General features: G+C 57.5%; 17 protein-coding genes and 1 tRNA gene. 4 read left to right on the forward strand and 14 right to left on the reverse strand.

Going from position 1 to position 18527, the window contains the following annotated elements:
* Positions 1-27: 27 nt before the first annotated feature.
* Entirely contained in the window at positions 28-1131 is a 1104-nt protein-coding gene (locus tag I9187_RS20920) for a Gfo/Idh/MocA family oxidoreductase (RefSeq protein ID WP_171179347.1), read from the reverse strand.
* A 111-nt stretch (positions 1132-1242) separates the two neighbouring features.
* Here I9187_RS20920 and iolC point away from each other — a divergent pair, with 111 nt between their 5' ends.
* Genes iolC through I9187_RS20935 form a run of 3 tightly spaced genes read left to right on the forward strand, consistent with a single transcriptional unit; the run spans position 1243 to position 3905 of the window.
* Positions 1243-2223 (forward strand): 5-dehydro-2-deoxygluconokinase, encoded by a 981-nt coding sequence (gene iolC, locus I9187_RS20925; RefSeq protein ID WP_171179345.1) that lies wholly within the window; start codon positions 1243-1245, stop codon positions 2221-2223.
* 9 nt (positions 2224-2232) lie between these two features.
* Complete coding sequence (locus tag I9187_RS20930; protein WP_171239049.1) at positions 2233-3069, forward strand: 5-deoxy-glucuronate isomerase; 837 nt, start codon at positions 2233-2235, stop codon at positions 3067-3069.
* Positions 3066-3905, forward strand: coding sequence for a class II fructose-bisphosphate aldolase (locus I9187_RS20935; protein ID WP_171179340.1), 840 nt, complete (start codon positions 3066-3068; stop codon positions 3903-3905). Before I9187_RS20930 ends, I9187_RS20935 begins: the two co-directional genes overlap by 4 nt.
* Before the next feature lie 15 nt (positions 3906-3920).
* Here the strand turns inward: I9187_RS20935 and I9187_RS20940 are convergent, their stop codons facing one another.
* The 13 genes from I9187_RS20940 to I9187_RS21000 all read right to left on the reverse strand — a co-directional run bounded on the left by I9187_RS20940 (position 3921) and on the right by I9187_RS21000 (position 15834).
* Positions 3921-4700: a TIM barrel protein gene (locus tag I9187_RS20940; protein ID WP_171179338.1), complete on the reverse strand. Its 780-nt coding sequence runs from the start codon at positions 4698-4700 to the stop codon at positions 3921-3923.
* A gap of 26 nt (positions 4701-4726) precedes the next feature.
* Positions 4727-5485, reverse strand: a complete 759-nt coding sequence (locus I9187_RS20945) for an SDR family oxidoreductase (RefSeq protein WP_171179336.1) — start codon at positions 5483-5485, stop codon at positions 4727-4729.
* Entirely contained in the window at positions 5482-6288 is an 807-nt protein-coding gene (gene iolB, locus I9187_RS20950; protein ID WP_171179334.1) for a 5-deoxy-glucuronate isomerase, read from the reverse strand. Before iolB ends, I9187_RS20945 begins: the two co-directional genes overlap by 4 nt.
* A 48-nt stretch (positions 6289-6336) precedes the next feature.
* Positions 6337-7518, reverse strand: coding sequence for a phytanoyl-CoA dioxygenase family protein (locus tag I9187_RS20955; RefSeq protein ID WP_171179332.1), 1182 nt, complete (start codon positions 7516-7518; stop codon positions 6337-6339).
* 48 nt (positions 7519-7566) lie between these two features.
* Entirely contained in the window at positions 7567-8466 is a 900-nt protein-coding gene (iolE, locus tag I9187_RS20960) for a myo-inosose-2 dehydratase (protein ID WP_171179331.1), read from the reverse strand.
* Positions 8463-10295, reverse strand: a complete 1833-nt coding sequence (gene iolD, locus I9187_RS20965) for a 3D-(3,5/4)-trihydroxycyclohexane-1,2-dione acylhydrolase (decyclizing) (protein ID WP_171179329.1) — start codon at positions 10293-10295, stop codon at positions 8463-8465. The genes iolE and iolD overlap by 4 nt, the downstream gene beginning before the upstream one ends.
* A gap of 153 nt (positions 10296-10448) precedes the next feature.
* Complete coding sequence (locus I9187_RS20970; protein WP_171179327.1) at positions 10449-11270, reverse strand: ATP-binding cassette domain-containing protein; 822 nt, start codon at positions 11268-11270, stop codon at positions 10449-10451.
* A 1-nt stretch (position 11271) separates the two neighbouring features.
* Positions 11272-12378 carry an ABC transporter permease gene (locus tag I9187_RS20975; protein WP_171179325.1) on the reverse strand — a complete coding sequence of 369 codons (1107 nt, stop codon included), beginning with the start codon at positions 12376-12378 and terminating at the stop codon, positions 11272-11274.
* A 68-nt stretch (positions 12379-12446) separates the two neighbouring features.
* The gene (locus tag I9187_RS20980) at positions 12447-13367 is read right to left on the reverse strand and encodes a sugar ABC transporter substrate-binding protein (RefSeq protein ID WP_171239051.1); all 921 of its coding nucleotides are present in this window, start codon (positions 13365-13367) and stop codon (positions 12447-12449) included.
* A gap of 124 nt (positions 13368-13491) precedes the next feature.
* Complete coding sequence (gene iolG / locus I9187_RS20985; protein ID WP_171179321.1) at positions 13492-14505, reverse strand: inositol 2-dehydrogenase; 1014 nt, start codon at positions 14503-14505, stop codon at positions 13492-13494.
* 442 nt (positions 14506-14947) lie between these two features.
* Positions 14948-15024 (reverse strand) — tRNA-Arg (locus tag I9187_RS20990).
* 21 nt (positions 15025-15045) lie between these two features.
* Entirely contained in the window at positions 15046-15522 is a 477-nt protein-coding gene (locus tag I9187_RS20995; protein WP_171179319.1) for a GNAT family N-acetyltransferase, read from the reverse strand.
* Positions 15523-15834: an ETC complex I subunit gene (locus I9187_RS21000; RefSeq protein WP_171105518.1), complete on the reverse strand. Its 312-nt coding sequence runs from the start codon at positions 15832-15834 to the stop codon at positions 15523-15525.
* Between the two features lie 269 nt (positions 15835-16103).
* Between I9187_RS21000 and uvrB the strand changes: the two genes are divergently transcribed.
* Positions 16104-18290, forward strand: a complete 2187-nt coding sequence (uvrB, locus tag I9187_RS21005) for an excinuclease ABC subunit UvrB (RefSeq protein WP_171179317.1) — start codon at positions 16104-16106, stop codon at positions 18288-18290.
* Positions 18291-18527: the final 237 nt, after the last annotated feature.

An 18527-nucleotide genomic window follows, 5' to 3' on the forward strand; every position in this document is an offset into this window, starting at 1 on the left:
CTCTTTAGAATTTCATAGATTGAGCGATCAGAAATCGCTGATGTCTTTCCATTGCCGCTGGTCTGACGACGCCAAGGCGGCGGCCAGAACGCGGTTTACCTCATGCCCATCACGGAAGGTTGGCCAAATCGCTTCTCCGGTATGGATAGCCTGAAGGAAGTCCTTAGCCTCGATGATGATCTGGTCCTGATAGCCGGTGCCATGACCAGGGCCCTGACAGAAAGGTTCGTAGTCCGGGTGCGCAGGACCTGTCAGGATCTTAGTGAACCCGCGCGCAGCTTCGGGCCCCTCTCGCTTATACAGCCAAAGCGCGTTCTGGTCTTCCTGATCGAACCGGATTGCGCCTTTTGTGCCTGATATTTCATAAGCATAGCCCATTTTACGGCCCGTCGCGACGCGGCTGAAATACAGGTTGCCCATAACGCCGTTTTCGAACCGGCACATCATCTGGGCATGGTCGTCATTTGTGACCTCACCACCTGGCCGAGTTTTATGCACGGTTTCCACATCGGCCATCACCTGCGCAATCGGACCAACCAGGGCCATCGCTCCGTTCACCATATGCGGCGCAAGATCTCCTATTGTGCCATTGGCCATGCCCGTTGTCCGCCACGTGGCTGGTGCCTGAGGATCGGCGTAAAAGTCTTCGGTGTGCTCACCCCGGAACCACGTGATGTCGCCGATCTCTCCATCGACTATAAGCTGGCGGGCATACTGGCTGGCGGGTGTGCGAATATAGTTGAACCCTACCATGTTCACAGCGCCTGCAGCATCGGCCGCTGCTACCATGGCCTGACTGTCTTCAAGTGATGCACCCAAAGGCTTTTCACACAACACGGGCTTGCCCAGACTAAAGGCTGCTTCGGCGATCTGACGATGCGTGGATTGCGGTGAAGCGATCACAATGGCCTCGACCCTCGGGTCTTCCACCAAAACGCGCCAATCGTCGGTCGCGCGCGCAAAACAATAGGCCGTCCGGTAACGTTCGGCGCTTTCGGGGCTGGATGCACAAATGACCTCAAGCCGGGGCCTCAATGCGGTGTTAAAAACCGCGCCAACGGCCGACATGGCAACGGAATGAGCCTTGCCCATATAGCCGCCACCCACAATTCCAATTCCGATTTCAGGCATCTGCAACGGCTCCGAACATATTATTTGCAACCGGTTGCAAAATGAGTATCGTGTGAATCGATTCAACGCAAGGTCCAAACTTTGCCGACCCACTTTACCGGAGGACATGACTTGAGCGCTCTGATAGACGGTATCAAAGGAAACCGCTTTGCCGTTCTGGGACGCGCAGGAATGGACCTGTATGCAGATCCGATCGGCGTCAAAAGCGAGGATGCCGACACGTTCCATGCCGATCTGGGTGGTTCATCCGCGAACATTTGCGCCGGATTGGTTAAACTGGGCAGTCAGGCCTCTCTGATCACGTCAGTCTCAGACGATGCGGTCGGTCGCTTCTGCCTGAACCGTCTGCGCCACTATGGCGTAGACACCACCTATATCCGCGTTTTGGGCGGCGAATACCGCATGTCTTTGGCCGTCTACGAAAGCCGGATCGAGAACTTTCAGAATGTCATCTACCGCAATGGGGCTGTCGATTTTCAGGTCACTGAAGAGGACATGGACAAGGTTGATTATTCGTCCTTTTCGGCAGTCATATCGGCAGGCACAGTCTTTGCCTCCGAACCATCGCGCAGCGCCACATTCCGTGCGTTCGAAAACGCCCGAGCCGTTGACCTGCCAATCATCTTCGATATCGACTACCGCCCCTATAGCTGGCCTTCGCCCGAGGTGGCCGCCGAGGTCCTGTCACGGGCCGGTGAAGCCAGCGATCTGATCGTCGGCAATGACGAAGAGTTCGGGTTCATGGCTGGCGGTATCGACAAGGGCTTTGCCAAGGCCAAAGAGCTGGCGGAAAAACCCGGTCGGATCGTCATCTACAAAATGGGCGAAAAAGGTGCCGTCACGTTGGTGGACGGGCAAGAGATTGAAACCGGCATCTATCCGGTCACCGCTGTCAAACCCAATGGGGCAGGCGACAGTTTTATGGCGGGACTGCTGGCCTCTATTGCCGCGGGCCATGACCTGAAGGATGCTGTCATGCGCGGCTCAGCCTGCGCATCGATTGTGGTGTCTCAACCGGGCTGTGCGCCCGCCATGCCCACGACCGCTGAACTGGACGCGTTCCTTGCCTCACACCCCGGCCCGACCACATAGGAGACTCCCATGCACATCGCGCCCTTTGACAATCAGAACAAACCCATCGTTGACATCGATGACCCAGCGGTCCCGCTGAACTATTTCAACATCGTCAAACTGAAAAAGAGCGAGGCGTTCGAATATCAGGTTCCCGGCTACGAGACCTGCATCGTGCCAGCCACCGGCAGCGTCGATGTGGACGTCGAAGGCGTTGCCTTCCCGAAGCTGGGCAACCGGGGCGAAGATGTCTGGGATGGAGAACCCGAGGGCGTTTATGTGCCCGTCGGTGCGAAAGTGCAGATGGCCTGCGTGTCGGATGAAACCGAAGTGTTCATTGCCGGCGCCAAATACGACAAGGTCCTGGACCCGTTCGATGTGCGTGATCATGACCTTGTACAATACGGCAGCGACGACACCAAAACACACCGTAAGATCAAGCACATACTAGGCCAAAAGCAACACGACAAAGTCGGTCGCCTGTTGGTGAGTGAGCTGTTTACCGTCGGTCAGGGCGGCTGGTCGGGGTTTCCCAGCCACAAGCACGACACCAACCGCCTGCCGGACGAAACGCGACACGACGAGACCTATAATTTCCGTTTCAAACCCAACTGGGGTTCGGGGCTACAGATGCTGCAACGCGAGGACAACGAGCCCGGCGACGCCTATCACATCGTCGATGGCTCCACGATCTGCATCGACAAGGGCTACCATCCCTGCTGCGTTCTGCCGGGGTATGAGATGTATTACTTCACCATCCTCGGCGGGCTGAGCCAACGCTCGCTGGTGCAGTATTTCCAACCCACACATGCCTATCAGATCGAAACAATCCCAGGCATCAAAGACATGATCGCGAAGTTCAAATGACCCTGGTCACACTGAAAGACGTCCTGCAACCTGCCTATGAACAGGGTTACGCCGTTGGCGGGCTGGTTACACTCGGTTGGGAGGACATGCGCGCTTACGTGGCCGCTGCCGAAGCCGAGAATGCGCCAGTGATCCTGCAAGCCGGACCCAGCTGTCGCGAATACACACCACTGCCCATTCTGGGCAAAATGTTCCGCTATCTGGCCGAAAACGCTTCGGTTCCAGTCGTTGCGCATCTGGACCATGGTTACACATATGAAGACTGCAAGATCGCGCTGGACAGTGGGTTTACGTCCCTGATGTTCGATGGGTCGCGCAAGCCGCTTCAACAGAACATCGACGAGACCGCCGCGATTGCCGAAATGGCCCACGCAGCGGGGATTTCCTGCGAGGGCGAAATCGGCTTTGTCGGATATTCTGGCGGCGAAGGATCGAACGGAACGGACCCCGAGGAAGCCGCTATATTTGCTCGTGAAAGCGGGGTGGACGCGATGGCGATTTCAGTCGGCAATGTTCACTTGCAGCAGAACAAAGAAGGGGGCTTGGATGAGGCGCGCATCGCCGAGATTGATGCCTTGACCGAGGTGCCTTTGGTCATTCACGGCGGGTCAGGCGTGCCGGTGGAACAGCGCATGAAACTGGCGCGAGAGACCTCGATTTGCAAGTTCAACATCGGAACGGAACTGCGCATGGCGTTTGGTCACGCCATGCGTGACGCCGTCAATCGTGATCCTGAAAGGTTTGATCGGGTCACCATACTGAAGGAAACCCACGACCCGGTCGAGGCCGCTGCCCGCACCGTGATCCGTGCCTTTGGCGCGCCACCTCAAAGATAAAGCGCCCAAACATGCTTAAATTGTAAAGGCAGCCCGGAAGGCCTCAAGCGCCGTTTCCGGGTCGCCCGCCGCAAAAGCCTCTAGGCCGACAGGTCCGCGATACCCCATGTCATCCAACGCCCGTGCAACGGCGGCATAATTGATCTCTCCAGTTCCGGGTTCACACCGGCCGGGATTGTCAGCAACCTGAACTTCACCGATCCATGGCAGGCATTTCTTGCACCAACGGACAAGATCCCCTTCACCGATCTGCGTATGGTATAGATCCAGATTGATGCGCAGGTGTGAATGATTGACCGAGGACACAAGCGCCAGAACATCCCCGGTCGACCCAAAAGGACAGCCGGGATGGTCCAGCGGGTTCAGATTTTCCAACGTAAAAACAACATCTTCCTGCTCTGCCAGATCACAGATGCGTTGCAATGTGTCCCGTGCCTTCAGCCACATGTCTCCGGTCACGACCTCGTACTGCCGGATTGGAATTCCACCATCTCCCAAGCCTGTACCGTGCAGGTTCAGACGATCCACGCCCAGGCGCTTACCGATCTGAGCTGTCTCGCGCGCGGATCGCAGCAACATGTCAGCGCCTTCTTGGTCCGCAAGGCGACCCTGAAGATACCCGTTCATGATCGTATAGTTCGCACCAACGCGTTCCAGCTTGCCCAGATCCCAATCTGGCCAGTTCCAAAGCCCCACACCAAACCCCATCTCGGTCAGGCGCGCGGCACGCCAGTCCATGGGTTTGTCCGGCCACAGCATCTCGGCACATGCCGCAAGCTGAAAGGGTTGAGACATGTGAACGCTCCAATTTCCCAAAAGGTTCAGATCGAACCGCCCTCGACCATGAAGTTCCCGGCGCTGCACATGGCTGCGTCGTCTGAAGCTAAAAACAGAACCATTCGGGCGACATAAACCGGTTCAATCGGGTCCGGCAGGCACTGCCGGTCCACCTGCTTGGCCAGCGCTTCGGGCGTGACCCACAGGTCTTTCTGACGGTCGGTCATGATCCAGCCGGGCACGACCGCATTCACGCGAATGCGGTGATCCCCCAACTCGCGCGCCATGGTCCGTGTCAGGCCGTGGACTGCGGATTTGGCGGTGGCATAAGCGGGAAAACCCGCTCCGGCCTCCCACCATGAATTCGACCCGATATTTATGATCGAACCCGCACCCTTCGCAATCATGCTGGGAGCCACCGACTGAATGGCAAAAAACATGTGGCGAATATTGGTCGCCATACGCTCATCCCAATACTCGGGCGTCACATCGCGCCAGTCGTGGCGGTCATCATGGGCGGCATTGTTGACCAACACATCCGCTTCGCCCAACTCTTCAACCAATTGCCCCATCGCGGCGTTCATCGCCTCAATGTCGCGCAAATCGCATTGGGCAAACGCGTGCTCGCCCTCTAGATCCGACAACAAGGCAAGTCCGGCATCCGCATTGAGGTCCAGAAACCCGACCTTTGCCCCTTGTTCGGCAAAGGCCCGAACAGTTTCCGCACCAATCCCCCCGGCCCCTCCTGTAATGAAAACCGTCTTTCCTGCAAGGCATGGGTAATTGGCGAAATCTTTGCTCATCCGTCACGCTCCATGATCCATTCGACCTCGGGGGCCGGTACAAATCGCCATTTCCGCAGAGGTCCCGCCATGACGTTCAGATAGTACATCTCAAACCCATAGGGTGCGCCGCAAGGGTGATGACCGCGCGGGACGGTCACAACATCGCCATCGGATACGGCCATCGTTTCATCCAGCTGACCGTCATCGGTATAAACGCGCTGTATCCCGAACCCGTTCGCAGGGTTGAGCCGATGGTAGTAGGTCTCTTCCAGATAGGTGATCCTGGGGAAATCATCCTCGTCATGGCGATGACTGGGGTACGAAGACCAGTGCCCGTTTGGTGTGAAGACCTCTGTCACCAGCAGGCTATCGGTATAGTCCTCGTTCTCCATCGCGATGTTGTTGATATATCGCGTGTTCACACCCTTGCCACGTTCGGTGAGCGTGATGCCATCAGGCCCGATCCGGCGCGCTTGATGACCGCCCTTGCCCGGCGCTGAGCAGACGGCCAAAACGCAATCGGTCTCGGCGACAGCTTCCCATTCGGTGCCGTTGGGCAGGTACAGACAATGCGGTGGCGTCTTTTCGAATACGTTCATCCGCTCGCCCAACACACCCCAATCCTGACCTGCCCCGGTGATTTTCGCCTTGCCTTCGACCATCACCAGAATGACTTCGCGGTCCCCCGTGACCTCGGCTGCCCGGTCCCCGGCCTTTAGGTGATACAACCCAAAACCCACGTACCGCCATCCGGCGCTGGCAGGCGTGATGTCATGCACCTTGCCACGGGTTCCGAAAGGTTTCTTGAGCAGGTCAGCCATTCTTTTTCTCCTTATTGGGGCGGGCTTTCAGGCCCGCCCGTTTAGGCCTTAGGCGGCCTGTCGTGATTGCAAGGCGGACAGCGCGTCAGACAGCTGTGCCTTGGTCCAGCCATCCGATACAGCTTGGTGCAAAATATCAGCCTGACTGTCGGGCGCGTTGCCGCCAACCGGTGGGTCCGTGTCCAGGTTGGTCGGAAACGGATAGCCCTCAGCAGTTGCGGCAATCGCTGCATCCAACTCTGCCGTGCCCAGCTCTCCACGTTGCTTCAGAGCGGCAAGGGACGAGAACACTGCCAGCGACATGGCATGCCGATCAATCATCTCCATCGCGCGCCCGAAAGGGGATGATATCTGCAGAAGGTTCGCCATCCGCTGAATATCCGCGCTGCTGTTCTCACCCGCCGCATGAAACAACGCCGGGTTGAAGAAAACGGCGTCACCCTTTTCAAGCGGCAACTGAATGTAGTTTTCCTCGAAATATGCGCGGTGAGCTGCGTCGTGAAAAGCCAGGTATCCCGGTGGGTAAAGCTGAGAGAACGGCAACAGTTTGGTTGGTCCGCTTTCCACTGGCATGTCACAATGCGCAACTGCCCCCTGCAAGGTCAGCGACGCTGTCACCAGATGGGCATGCGCCGGATACCGCGCAGCGCTCTCGGCCGTTTGGAAGCCCAAATGGTAATCCCGATGCGCCTGCTGAGCTTTACCGCCCGGGCGCACCTGATTGACCTGCGCGGTCACTTGGTAATTTGGCCCCAGCCATGCTTCACAGGCCGCAGCAATGGCCACATTCCCGAAATAAAGTGCAAAGCCTTCGGGGTCGCGAAAGCACTGTTTTTGCAGCGCATTCCAAATTCGGTCATTTGCGCCCGAGGCCGCAAAATGGTCACCTTCCCCACCCGCGCCCTGACGTTCTTCTTCAATAATCTGTTGGAAAACGTCAGTCGCCCGATCGATCACGGACGTGTCCGCAAAAGCGCCCTTAAGAACAACTACGCCCGCCGACTTGTCCAGCACGCGCGCCCATTCTGCCAGCAGAGATCTTCTTTCATCCGCCCTCTCCAACGCAGGACGCAGAGCGTGCATATCGTAGACTGGCACGTTCTTTTCCACCGACGCCGTGTGTGGGACCGCATCGGCTGTCAGGTTTTGTGAGGTCAACACCTTGAATTCATCCAGATCGCAGGATTCCCGGTCGAAATAGCCGACATACCCAAGTTCTTGATGGACCATGACATACTCCTCTCTCATGGCTTCGGTGTTGCCCCGTGGGGCGATGATTTAAGCGCTGATTTCCAAACCTGCTTTGCCGCAAACCTCGACGATGTGATCGTATCCCATTTTGGAGTACTCGTAGGGCGGCGCCTTGGCGGGGTCTTGTTCTGCCTCGACCACGATCCAACCGTTGTAATCCATCGCTTTCAATGCATTGGCCACAGCCTGAAAATCGATGCAGCCATCGCCGGGTACCGTAAAGGCACCTGCGATCACTGCATCAAGGAAGCTGCGGTTGTTCTCACGCGTGTCCTGCACAACGTCAGGGCGGATGTCTTTGAAGTGAACGTGATGCACCCGGTCACCCCAGCGGTTCAGCGTAGCCATCACGTCGCCACCGCCAAACAGCAAATGGCCGGTATCGAAACACAGCTTCAGTTCGGGACCCGAGCCTTCCATCAGCCAGTTTACCTCATCCTCGCTTTCGATGATCGTGCCCATGTGATGGTGATACGCCATCGGCATACCCTGATCTGCCGTCCACTTGGCCAACTCGCTCAGCTTGGCCGCATAGGCCAGAACCTCGTCTTTGGACAATCTGGGGCGGGCATTAACCGGCGTTCCAATCTGCCCCTGAACGGTATTGGAGCATTCGGCATAAACGATGCACGGGCTGTTCAGCGCAACAAACTGCTCAACTTGCTCACGAACAGCCGCAACCTCTGCATCAAAGTCGTTGACTAAGGTTGCGCCCGAACACCATCCGCCACAAAGCGCGATGTCGTTGGCGTCCAGATAGGCACGCAAGCCTTCGGTGTCGCCGGGCATCCGCTGGCCGCGCTCGACGCCGGTATAGCCAATCTCGCGCGCTTCTTTCAGCGCCTGCTCCATCGTATAGGCCGCAGTCAGATCAGGCAGGTCGTCATTCTGCCAAGCAATCGGAGAGATACCGATCTTCACGCTCATTTCGTGTTTCTTTCCTTGATGGCGACCTCATAAGCCGCGCGTTTTTCATTCACTTCGGGTCGGATGCTGACCTCGGGCACAGCCACTTCCCACCACGTTCCGCCATATTCGGTCGAGGGGTACGGGTCGGTGTCGATCACCACAACGTATGGGCCTTTGACGTCTGAACGTTTGGCCAGCGCGTCCTCAAGCTCGGCAATCGAGCTGACCTTGACCGAGGTCGCCCCCATCGCTGCCGCATGGGCTGCAAAGTCGATGGCAGAAGCCGTTTCGTGGACTGTGTGGTCGAGAAGGTTGTTAAACTCCGCCCCGCCCGTGCCCATCTGCAAGCGGTTGATGCAGCCGAAACCTCGGTTGTCGGTAACAACAACGGTGAAGGAAATCCCCATCATCGCCGCCGTCGCCATTTCGGAATTCGCCATCATATAGGTGCCGTCACCGGTAAAGCAGATCACATCCCGGTCCGGGTGGGCCATTTTGATCCCCATCGCGCCCGCGATTTCATAGCCCATGCAGCTGAAACCGTATTCCATGTGATAAGCCCCAGGGCCCGGTGCTTTCCAAAGCTTGTGCAACTCACCCGGCATTGTGCCTGCGGCACACATCGCAACGGTGTTTGCATCGGCCGCCCGCTGTACCGCGCCGATCACCTGCATATCCGTCGGCAGCGCGTTGCTGTCCTTTGGTGCATCGGTAAGCGCATCAACCTTGCCAAACCAATCGGACTTCAACGTCGCAGGCAGGTCCGGCGCACGATGGTTACCCAGCGCTTCGGCCAGTTCATTCAGACCAACGCGCGCGTCAGATTGCAGCGGCATCGCCCCGTGCTTTTCGGCGTCGTAGGCCGCGGTGTTCAAACTGATCAGAGCCCGCTCGGGGTTGGCAAACAAGCCCCAAGACCCGGTGGTGAAATCCTGAAAACGGGTACCAACGCCCAGCACAAGGTCAGCCTCGGCGCAGATGTTGTTGGCGGGTTCGCCACCGGTCACACCAATGGGTCCGACGTTCAGCGGATGATCCCATGCCAATGCGGATTTGCCCGCCTGTGTTTCGGCCACCGGGATGTTGTGCGCCTCGGCAAAGCTTTGTAGCGCGGCGGTTGCGTCCGAATAATGCACGCCGCCTCCCGCGACGATCACAGGGCGTTTGGCCGCCTTGATTGCCGCCACAGCCCGCGCCAGCTCACCCTCATCCGGGCGAATGCGACGCTGATACCAGACGCGCGGCTCGAAGAAGCTTTCGGGATAATCATATGCCTCGGCCTGCACATCTTGGCAAAAGGCCAAGGTGGCCGGGCCGCAGTCGGCCGGGTCTGTCATGGTACGAAAGGCACGCGGCAGGGCCGTCAGTAGGTGTTCCGGGCGCGTGACGCGGTCGAAATATCGGCTGACCGGTCGGAAACAATCATTCGCGCTGATGGTTCCATCCGAGAATACTTCGGGTTGCTGAAGCACTGGATCGGGCCCACGGGTTGCAAACACGTCGCCGGGCAGCAGCAAAACAGGCAGGCGGTTCACATGGGCCAGAGCGGCAGCGGTAACCATATTGGTCGCCCCCGGTCCGATCGACGAGGTCACAGCCATCGCCCGTTTGCGGCCCAGTTGCTTGGCATAGGCAATCGCGCAATGCGCCATGGTCTGTTCGTTATGGCCACGATAGGTGGGCAGGCTGTCTTTCACACCATGCAGCGCCTCACCCAACCCGGCAACATTGCCATGGCCGAAAATGGCCCAGACACCTGCGATAAAGGGCTCTCCGGCCTCGTTCATCTGCGCCCCAAGATAGCGCACCAGAGCCTGCGCCGCGGTCAGTCGGACTGTCTTGCTCATCATGATCCCTTTCAACTTGAAACCGCTGCCAGCGGCCCACAGGTTGCTTTTTTACGAAGATGTCAGGCCAATGCCTCAAGCCTGAATTGAGTGTGAGCTCAGGTGTCACCGCCCGGTCGGATGCCCCCCGAGGGGCATCCATGTTTTCAAAGTTTAGACTGTACCGCCCAAAGACCCTTCCAGCTCGGCCATTTCCTGACCACCGGCCATCAGGTCCTGCAACTGTTCGGGGGTAATCTCACCACGGGTCGCCGTGCCCAGCGTTTTGCCGCGATTCAGCACGGTAAACCGGTCACCCACCGCCAAAGCGTGGCGCACGTTATGGCTGATGAAGACCACACCAACCCCCTGGCTGCGCACCTTGTCGATGGTTGCCAGAACATTCGAGGTTTGACGCACCCCAAGGGCCGAGGTCGGTTCGTCCAAGATCAGAATCTTGGCACCGAAATACACGGCGCGGGCAATGGCGACGGTCTGCCGCTCACCGCCAGACAAAGTGCCCACGGCCTGATCCGGCCCACGCAGGTTGATGCCCATTTTGCGCATCTCTTCCATGCAAACATCATTCGCCTGTTCGACATCGAACCGCTTCATCAGGCCTTTGCCCTTGGTCGGTTCGCGACCCATGAAGAAGTTGCGCGTGACACTCATTAGCGGGATCATGGCCAGATCCTGGAACACGGTCGCAATGCCCGCCTCCATCGCATCCCGAGGCGTGTCGAAATGCAGCGGCTTGCCTTCAAAGAAGATCTCGCCCTTGGTGGGTTTGTGCACGCCCGACATGGTCTTGATGAAGGTTGATTTACCTGCACCGTTGTCGCCCAGCAGGCAATGACATTCTCCCGGTTTGACGTCAAAGCTGACGCCCGCCAAAGCGATGATGTTGCCAAAGTGCTTTTCGATGTTCTTCATTTCGACGATGGGCGCCACATCCGCTGCCGCATCGCCGTGGTGGAACTTGGTATCTTCGGTCATATCAGCGCTCCCCGGTTACGCGCTTACGGATCGCGTTGTTGAACAGAACCGCAATCAACAGCATCGCGCCAAGGAAAACCTGGAACCAGTCCTGATCGAAGTCTGTATAGGTCAGACCGATGACAACCATACCGAAGATGATCGCACCAAAAAACGCGCCAATGGCCGAACCATAACCGCCTGTCAGCAGACAGCCACCAATCACTGCGGCGATGATCGCCTCAAATTCCTTCTGGAAGCCACGACGTGCGTCGGTCGAGCCTGCGTCGATCACGGTAATGATGGCGACCAGTGCGGCACAGCAGGCGGTCAGCATAAACAGCGAAACTTTGACCCGGTTCACCGGCACACCAGAGTTTGACGCCGCCGTGCTGTCGCCGCCCGACGCGAAAATCCAGTTCCCTGCCGGGGTTCGCAGCAGCACGTAAGTTGCTGCAAGCGCCAGAACAATGAACCACAGGATTTCAACCGGGATGCCAGGCACCTTGGGCGCACCACTTTTGAAGGTATCGATCATGCCTTTCTCGGCCAGCCAGGTAAACAGGCCGCCGAAAGCCTCGCCTGAAAAGAACGGAGCCAGCCAGTCGTTCTCAACCACGTCACGAACGCCACGCAACTGCGTCGATCCTCCGGTGGCGGCCTTCAGGCCAACCAACGACAGACCGCGCAGAATGAATAGGAAAGCCAGGGTCACGATGAAGGATGGCAGACCTGACCGGATCACGATGTTTCCGTTTATTGCCCCGACAAAAGCTGCAAAGATAAAAGTCATTGGGATCGCAACGATCAGTGGCAACTGCCAAGTGACCACACAGACGCCAAAGAACAGGCCCGCAAACGCCACCATCGAGCCGATGGACAGGTCAAACTCCCCTCCGATCATCAGAAGCGCGGCACCGATGGCCAGAATTCCCAACTGCGCCGCAGGTGTCATGAAGTTCATGATCCCGGCCAGGGTAAACATCGAGTCGTCTGCTGTGATGGCAAAAAAGATAACCACCAGGACAACACCGGCCATCGCACCGAGTTCGGGCCGTTTCATGAGTTTGGTCATGAAAGGTTCTTTTTTGACCCTTTCGTCCCCGGCGACTTGAGCTGAGTCACTCATCGTTTCCTCCCATTTGGGTGGGAACGGCGCTGCTGCGCCGCCCCGATTTGTTCAGGTTCCGGAATGGGTCAGCGAATGCCCTGCGAAGACAGTTCGATCACCTGAGCGGCCTTCTCCTGAGTCACCAGGTTGGGACCCGAAGGAACGTTGCCGCCGGGCATCAGGCCATATTTCGCGTGCAGGCCCATAAAGTTCACCGACAGGTACCCCTGCAGATACTGCTGCTGATCGATGGCAAATGCTGCATCGCCGTCCGCGATCGACTGCAGGAAGTTGGCCGACAGGTCGAAGGACGCAACATTTACATCCCGGCCCGAGCCTTTGACGGCTGCAACGGTCGGCTCACCGGCCGAGCTTGCACCCAATGCCATCACAGTGTCGACCGCTTCGTTTGCAGCCAGAGCAGCGGCAACTTTCGACTCGATTTCCGACGGGTCATTCGAGGTCGGAAGAACTTCGACATCACCACCGAAACCTTCCGCAAAACCTGCACACCGCAGGTCCAGCGCAACGTTGCCCACTTCGTGGTTCACACAGATCGCCGTTTTGCCACCCATAGCTGCCAGTTCTTCACCAGCGGCCTTGCCGGCGTCAAATTCGTCCTGACCCACATGCAGCAGCGCACCTAGGTCTTTCGAGACATCCGAACCCGAGTTGATCGAGATCACCGGGATACCGGCGGCAACCGCGCGTTCAATTGAGGGGCCAAGCGCATCCGCATCCGGGATCGAGACGATCAGGCCGTCAGGCTCCTGGTTCACCGCTGCATCTATCAATTGCGACATGGCCACCATGTCAAAGGTTTCCGGCGCGCGATATTCCACATTCACGCCGACGTCCTTACCGGCCTGCTCGACCCCGTTTTTCACAACGTTCCAAAACGCATCGTTGGCCTGGCCGTGTGACACAACCACGATTTCCTGCGCAAACGCAGGAGTGGCCAGGGCCAGAGCCCCGGCAGCAAGCGCGCCTTTCACAAATTTCTTCATTTCAGGTTCCTCCCATGATTTCAGTCTGATCTTCCGTCGGGGAACCAGCCCCGATCATCCGGCTGTGCCGAATCTGATTGGCTGCGGCGCAAAACCGAGCTGACGTAAGTTTGAAGAATTTCGATCATTTTGCAACCGGTTTCAAAACTTCTTCCATCCGAACCGGTTTCCCGGAGTGCATTGACAGGGTGGCGGCCTCGGCCATGGCAAGCGCGGCAACGCCATCCTTCAACGAAACCGGCACGTCCGACCCATTCGCAACAGCTTTGACAAAAGCAGCCCATTCTACCCGGTAAGCGGGCATATAGCGTTCCAGAAAGAAATAGGTTGGCTTCGCCCCAACAACGCCCTCGGCCGTTGATTTGACCACGGTATTTTCAAGCGCATTATGTACCTGCAACAAGCCCTTGGAACCCAGTAACTCGACCCGTTGATCATACCCATAGGCCGCGCGGCGCGAGTTTTTAATGACAGCAATACGACCATCTGCGTAAGTCATTGTCACCACAGCGGTATCCACATCGCCGGCTGCACCAATCTCGGCGTCGACAAGCGACGATCCGACGGCCGAGATGGTATGCGGCACATCCCCCATCAAAAAATTCGCCATGTCGAAATCATGAATCATCATGTCCCGAAACAGCCCGCCTGAAACTTTTACATAACTGACCGGCGGAGGCGCAGGATCAAATGATGTAATCGACAGCAGCTCGGCTGTGCCGACTTCGCCCGCCTCCAAACTTTCTTTCAGCGCCGAAAAATGCGGGTCAAATCGCCGGTTAAACCCAATCATCACAGGCTTACCCCGCCCGGACACTGTTTTTAAACATTGCACGGCACGGTCCAGGCTCAGGTCAACTGGCTTTTCACACAGAACCGCCTTGCCAGCAGCGGTCGCCGTCTCAATCAGGTCGGAATGCGTATCCGTCGGGGTTGCGATCAAAACCGCATCAATTTGGGGGTCTGCTATGATCTCATCCGATCCGCGCGCTTGCGCCCCATATTCGTTAGCAAGGCTTTCTGCCGCTTCCGGTACAGCGTCTGAGACTGCACAGAGTTTGCTGTTTGAATGGGCCGAAATGGCTTGCGCATGTACACGTCCGATGCGCCCAGCGCCCAGCAAACCTACCTTCAACATGCAACTCTCCCGAATCTTGGTATTGGGCGTAACAATGATTCTCTTTGCAACCGGTTGCAATATTTTTTTTCAACAGACTTGAGATTTCGCGACAGAACTCTCGAAACGATTGCCCTAAAGGGGCCTGGGGAAGTCTTCATGCAATGCCGTGTACGCCGAAATCCGCGTATTTTCGCATCTACGGGAATCCCCCAATTTCCGAACGCGGTGAATCAGGGTACGTTTCAGTTAAGGAACACACACTACCACTCTGTGACCCCTTAAAAGGGGCTGGCATGACCCCCTCGTCCAGCCCCTTTATTCTTCCTAAACTATTGATGGCTTGGCTAACTCTGATTTGGCAAGAACACAGGCCAGCAAACGTCAGAGCCGCCTTGCTATAGGGCTTTTTCACGGCTGCAAGCGCAGATGCAGCCGTACTTCAGTGCGCAACTTGTGAAAATGGCGATCCCTGAAGGACTCGAACCCTCAACCTGCTGATTAGAAGTCAGCTGCTCTATCCAGTTGAGCTAAGGGACCGCTACGCCCTTCTTGCTGGTTTTACCCGCAGGGTTCAAGAGGCAAGCGCATGAATGCGCTGTTGGGATCGGCCTCGTACCCAAAGATCGGCTCGCAATAGGAATAACCCAAAGCCTCGTAGAGCTTACGTGCCGCATCATATTCCGCCAGATGTGCGGCACCGGTTTCCAGAACAAGGGCTTCAATCCCCTCGGCGCGCGCAATGTCAGCCATGTGCTGCATCATCAGTCGCGCCAACCCACGACCCCGCGCCTGTGCCAGAATGTGCACGGACTTCACCTCGGCGGTTCCGTCCGGCAGCATCTTCAACGCGCCACACCCCAAGGGCTGCTGACCCTCGTAAATCGCCCAAAACCGAATCCCGGGCCCCGCCAGCGACTCAGCATCCATTGTATGGTTGCTTTCGGCAGGGCCTGCCGTTTCGCTATGGGAGAAATGCGCATCTACCACGGCGCGAAGCGCGTCCGAGGTCGGGTCGGCCTTACGAATGTCGATCATTTAGTGAGTCCAGGGACCGCGCCTGTCGGTAGCAAAGTTCTCGCCATAGCCACGGGCACGCAGATTTGGCTTACGTTTGTGCGGCTCGCTGACCTGAACTTCGATGCCGTTGTCCTTGGCGTAATCCAAAGCTTCTTCCTTGGTGTCGAATTTCAAGCGCACCTGAGTCTGCGTATCGTTGGACGACGTCCAGCCCATCAGCGGATCAACTTCACGGGCCGAGGCCGGGGCGTATTCCAGAACCCATTTGCGGGTCTTGGCCATCCCCGAAGTCATCGCGTTTCGCGAAGGCTGGTAAATCCGTGCGCGCATGTCGCCTCTCCGTACTCACTTGGCTGAGCTGTTTATGCGTCAGAGCGTGCCCGGGGGCAAGATTGCAATTGTCGCGGCTTTTACCCCCACACTGATGTCAGAAATTGTCATTAGTCTAAGATAAACCAGAGATACATCAAACGGCGAGGCATCTCGATGAATCATCAGTCGCAAGACATCAGGCCGCGTAGAGCACAATGATTCTGGATCAGCCCTTGCAGACGGACAAAATAAGAACAAATGTAGGGGCCTGATTGCGGAGCCTGCCGATGCCTTACGCCCATTCCGACAAAACCCAACTGACCGCCGAAGATGTGCGCGCGCGCCTGAAACTGGAAGGCGGCAAGCAGTTTGTGATGCACACCGAATTCAACCCCGCGGGCGACCAGCCAACGGCCATCAAGGAACTGGCTGGCGGCGTATTGGACGGCGAGCGCGATCAGGTTCTGCTGGGGGCAACCGGCACGGGTAAAACTTTCACCATGGCCAAGGTGATCGAGGAAACCCAGCGCCCAGCCATCATTCTTGCCCCAAACAAGACACTGGCGGCGCAGCTTTACGGAGAGTTCAAAGGCTTCTTCCCCGAAAACTCAGTGGAATACTTCGTCTCGTATTACGATTACTACCAGCCCGAAGCCTATGTGCCGCGCTCGGACACGTACATTGAGAAAGAATCCCAGATCAACGAACAGATCGACCGGATGCGCCACTCGGCCACGCGGGCGCTGCTGGAACGCGATGATGTGATCATCGTGGCGTCAGTGTCTTGCATCTACGGTATCGGCTCGGTCGAGACCTATGGGGCGATGACGCAGGATCTGAAAGTCGGCAATGAATACGACCAGCGGCAGGTGATGGCCGATCTGGTCGCCCAGCAATACCGCCGCAACGATCAGGCGTTTCAGCGTGGATCGTTCCGGGTGCGGGGCGATTCACTGGAAATCTGGCCCGCCCACCTTGAGGATCGCGCGTGGAAACTGTCGTTCTTCGGCGAGGAACTGGAACAGATCACCGAGTTCGACCCTTTGACCGGAGAACGCGCTGCCACGATGGAGCAAGTGCGGGTCTACGCGAACTCGCACTACGTGACGCCGAAACCCACGATGCAGCAGGCGATCATCGGGATCAAAAAGGAACTGCGCATCCGGCTGGACCAACTGGTGGGCGAAGGCAAATTGCTGGAGGCTCAACGGCTGGAACAGCGCACCAATTTCGATCTGGAAATGCTCGAAGCCACTGGCGTCTGCAACGGGATCGAGAACTATTCGCGCTACCTCACGGGCCGCGCTCCGGGTGAACCGCCCCCGACCCTTTTCGAATTCATCCCCGACAACGCCATCGTCTTCGCCGACGAATCCCACGTCAGCGTTCCGCAGATCGGCGGCATGTACCGGGGAGACTATCGGCGCAAATTCACGCTGGCTGAACACGGGTTCCGCCTGCCGTCCTGCATGGATAACCGACCGCTGAAGTTCGAGGAATGGGACGCCATGCGCCCGCAATCCGTCTTCGTCTCGGCCACCCCCGCCAAGTGGGAGATCGAACAGACCGGCGGCGTCTTCACCGAACAGGTGATCCGCCCCACCGGCCTGCTGGACCCCGAGGTCGAGATCCGCCCGGTCTCCATGCAGGTCGACGACTTGCTGGACGAAGTGCGCAAAGTTGCCGCCAATGGGTTCCGCACGCTGGTCACCACGCTGACCAAGCGCATGGCCGAGGACCTGACCGAATACCTGCACGAACAGGGCATCAAAGTGCGTTACATGCACTCGGATATCGACACTCTGGAACGCATCGAAATCCTGCGCGACCTTCGGCTGGGGGCGTTCGATGTGCTGGTCGGCATCAACCTGCTGCGCGAGGGGCTCGACATCCCGGAATGCGGTCTGGTCGCCATTCTGGACGCGGATAAAGAGGGTTTCCTGCGGTCCGAGACTTCTCTGGTTCAAACCATCGGTCGTGCCGCGCGCAACGCCGATGGTCGGGTGATCATGTATGCCGACAAGATCACCGGTTCGATGGAGCGCGCGCTGAACGAAACCAACCGCCGCCGCGCCAAACAGCTTGCCTATAACGAAGAACACGGCATCACGCCTGAGACGGTTAAGAAAAATGTCGAGGACGTTCTGGCCGGTCTCTACGAAGGCGACGTCGACATGAACCGCGTCACCGCCACCATCGACAAACCGATGCACGGGGCGAATTTGGAAGCGCACCTGGACGGGCTGCGTGAGAAGATGCGTAAGGCCGCCGAAAACCTGGAATTCGAAGAGGCCGCCAATATCCGGGACGAGATCAAACGTCTGGAAGCGGTCGATCTGGCCGTCGCCGACGACCCCATGGCACGGCAATGGGCGGTCGAGAAAGCCTCGGAAGACGCGGTGAAGTCGCGCGGACGGTCAACGGCTGGCAGGCCGGGGCAGCGGGGCGGGAATGTGAAGAGGCGGAAGCGGTAGTAGCCACACAGTTCACCCTGCAGAATGCCTGGTTGTCGTGATCTTTACACTCCTCAAACTGTTAAATTGTTTCTTCTATTGCTCCATGACACCAGATACATTTCTAAGAAATGTCTCAAACCCTTTTTCTAACTCTCTCGTTAATCGAAGCTGATCAGTACTTGCTGAATTACTTTGAAGGTTAGGCTCAGGACCCATTGATTTCCGTTTGGTTGCGTGATTCACGGGCCGAAAAAC

The organism is Ruegeria sp. HKCCE4148 (assembly GCF_017872495.1).
GTDB lineage: Bacteria > Pseudomonadota > Alphaproteobacteria > Rhodobacterales > Rhodobacteraceae > Ruegeria.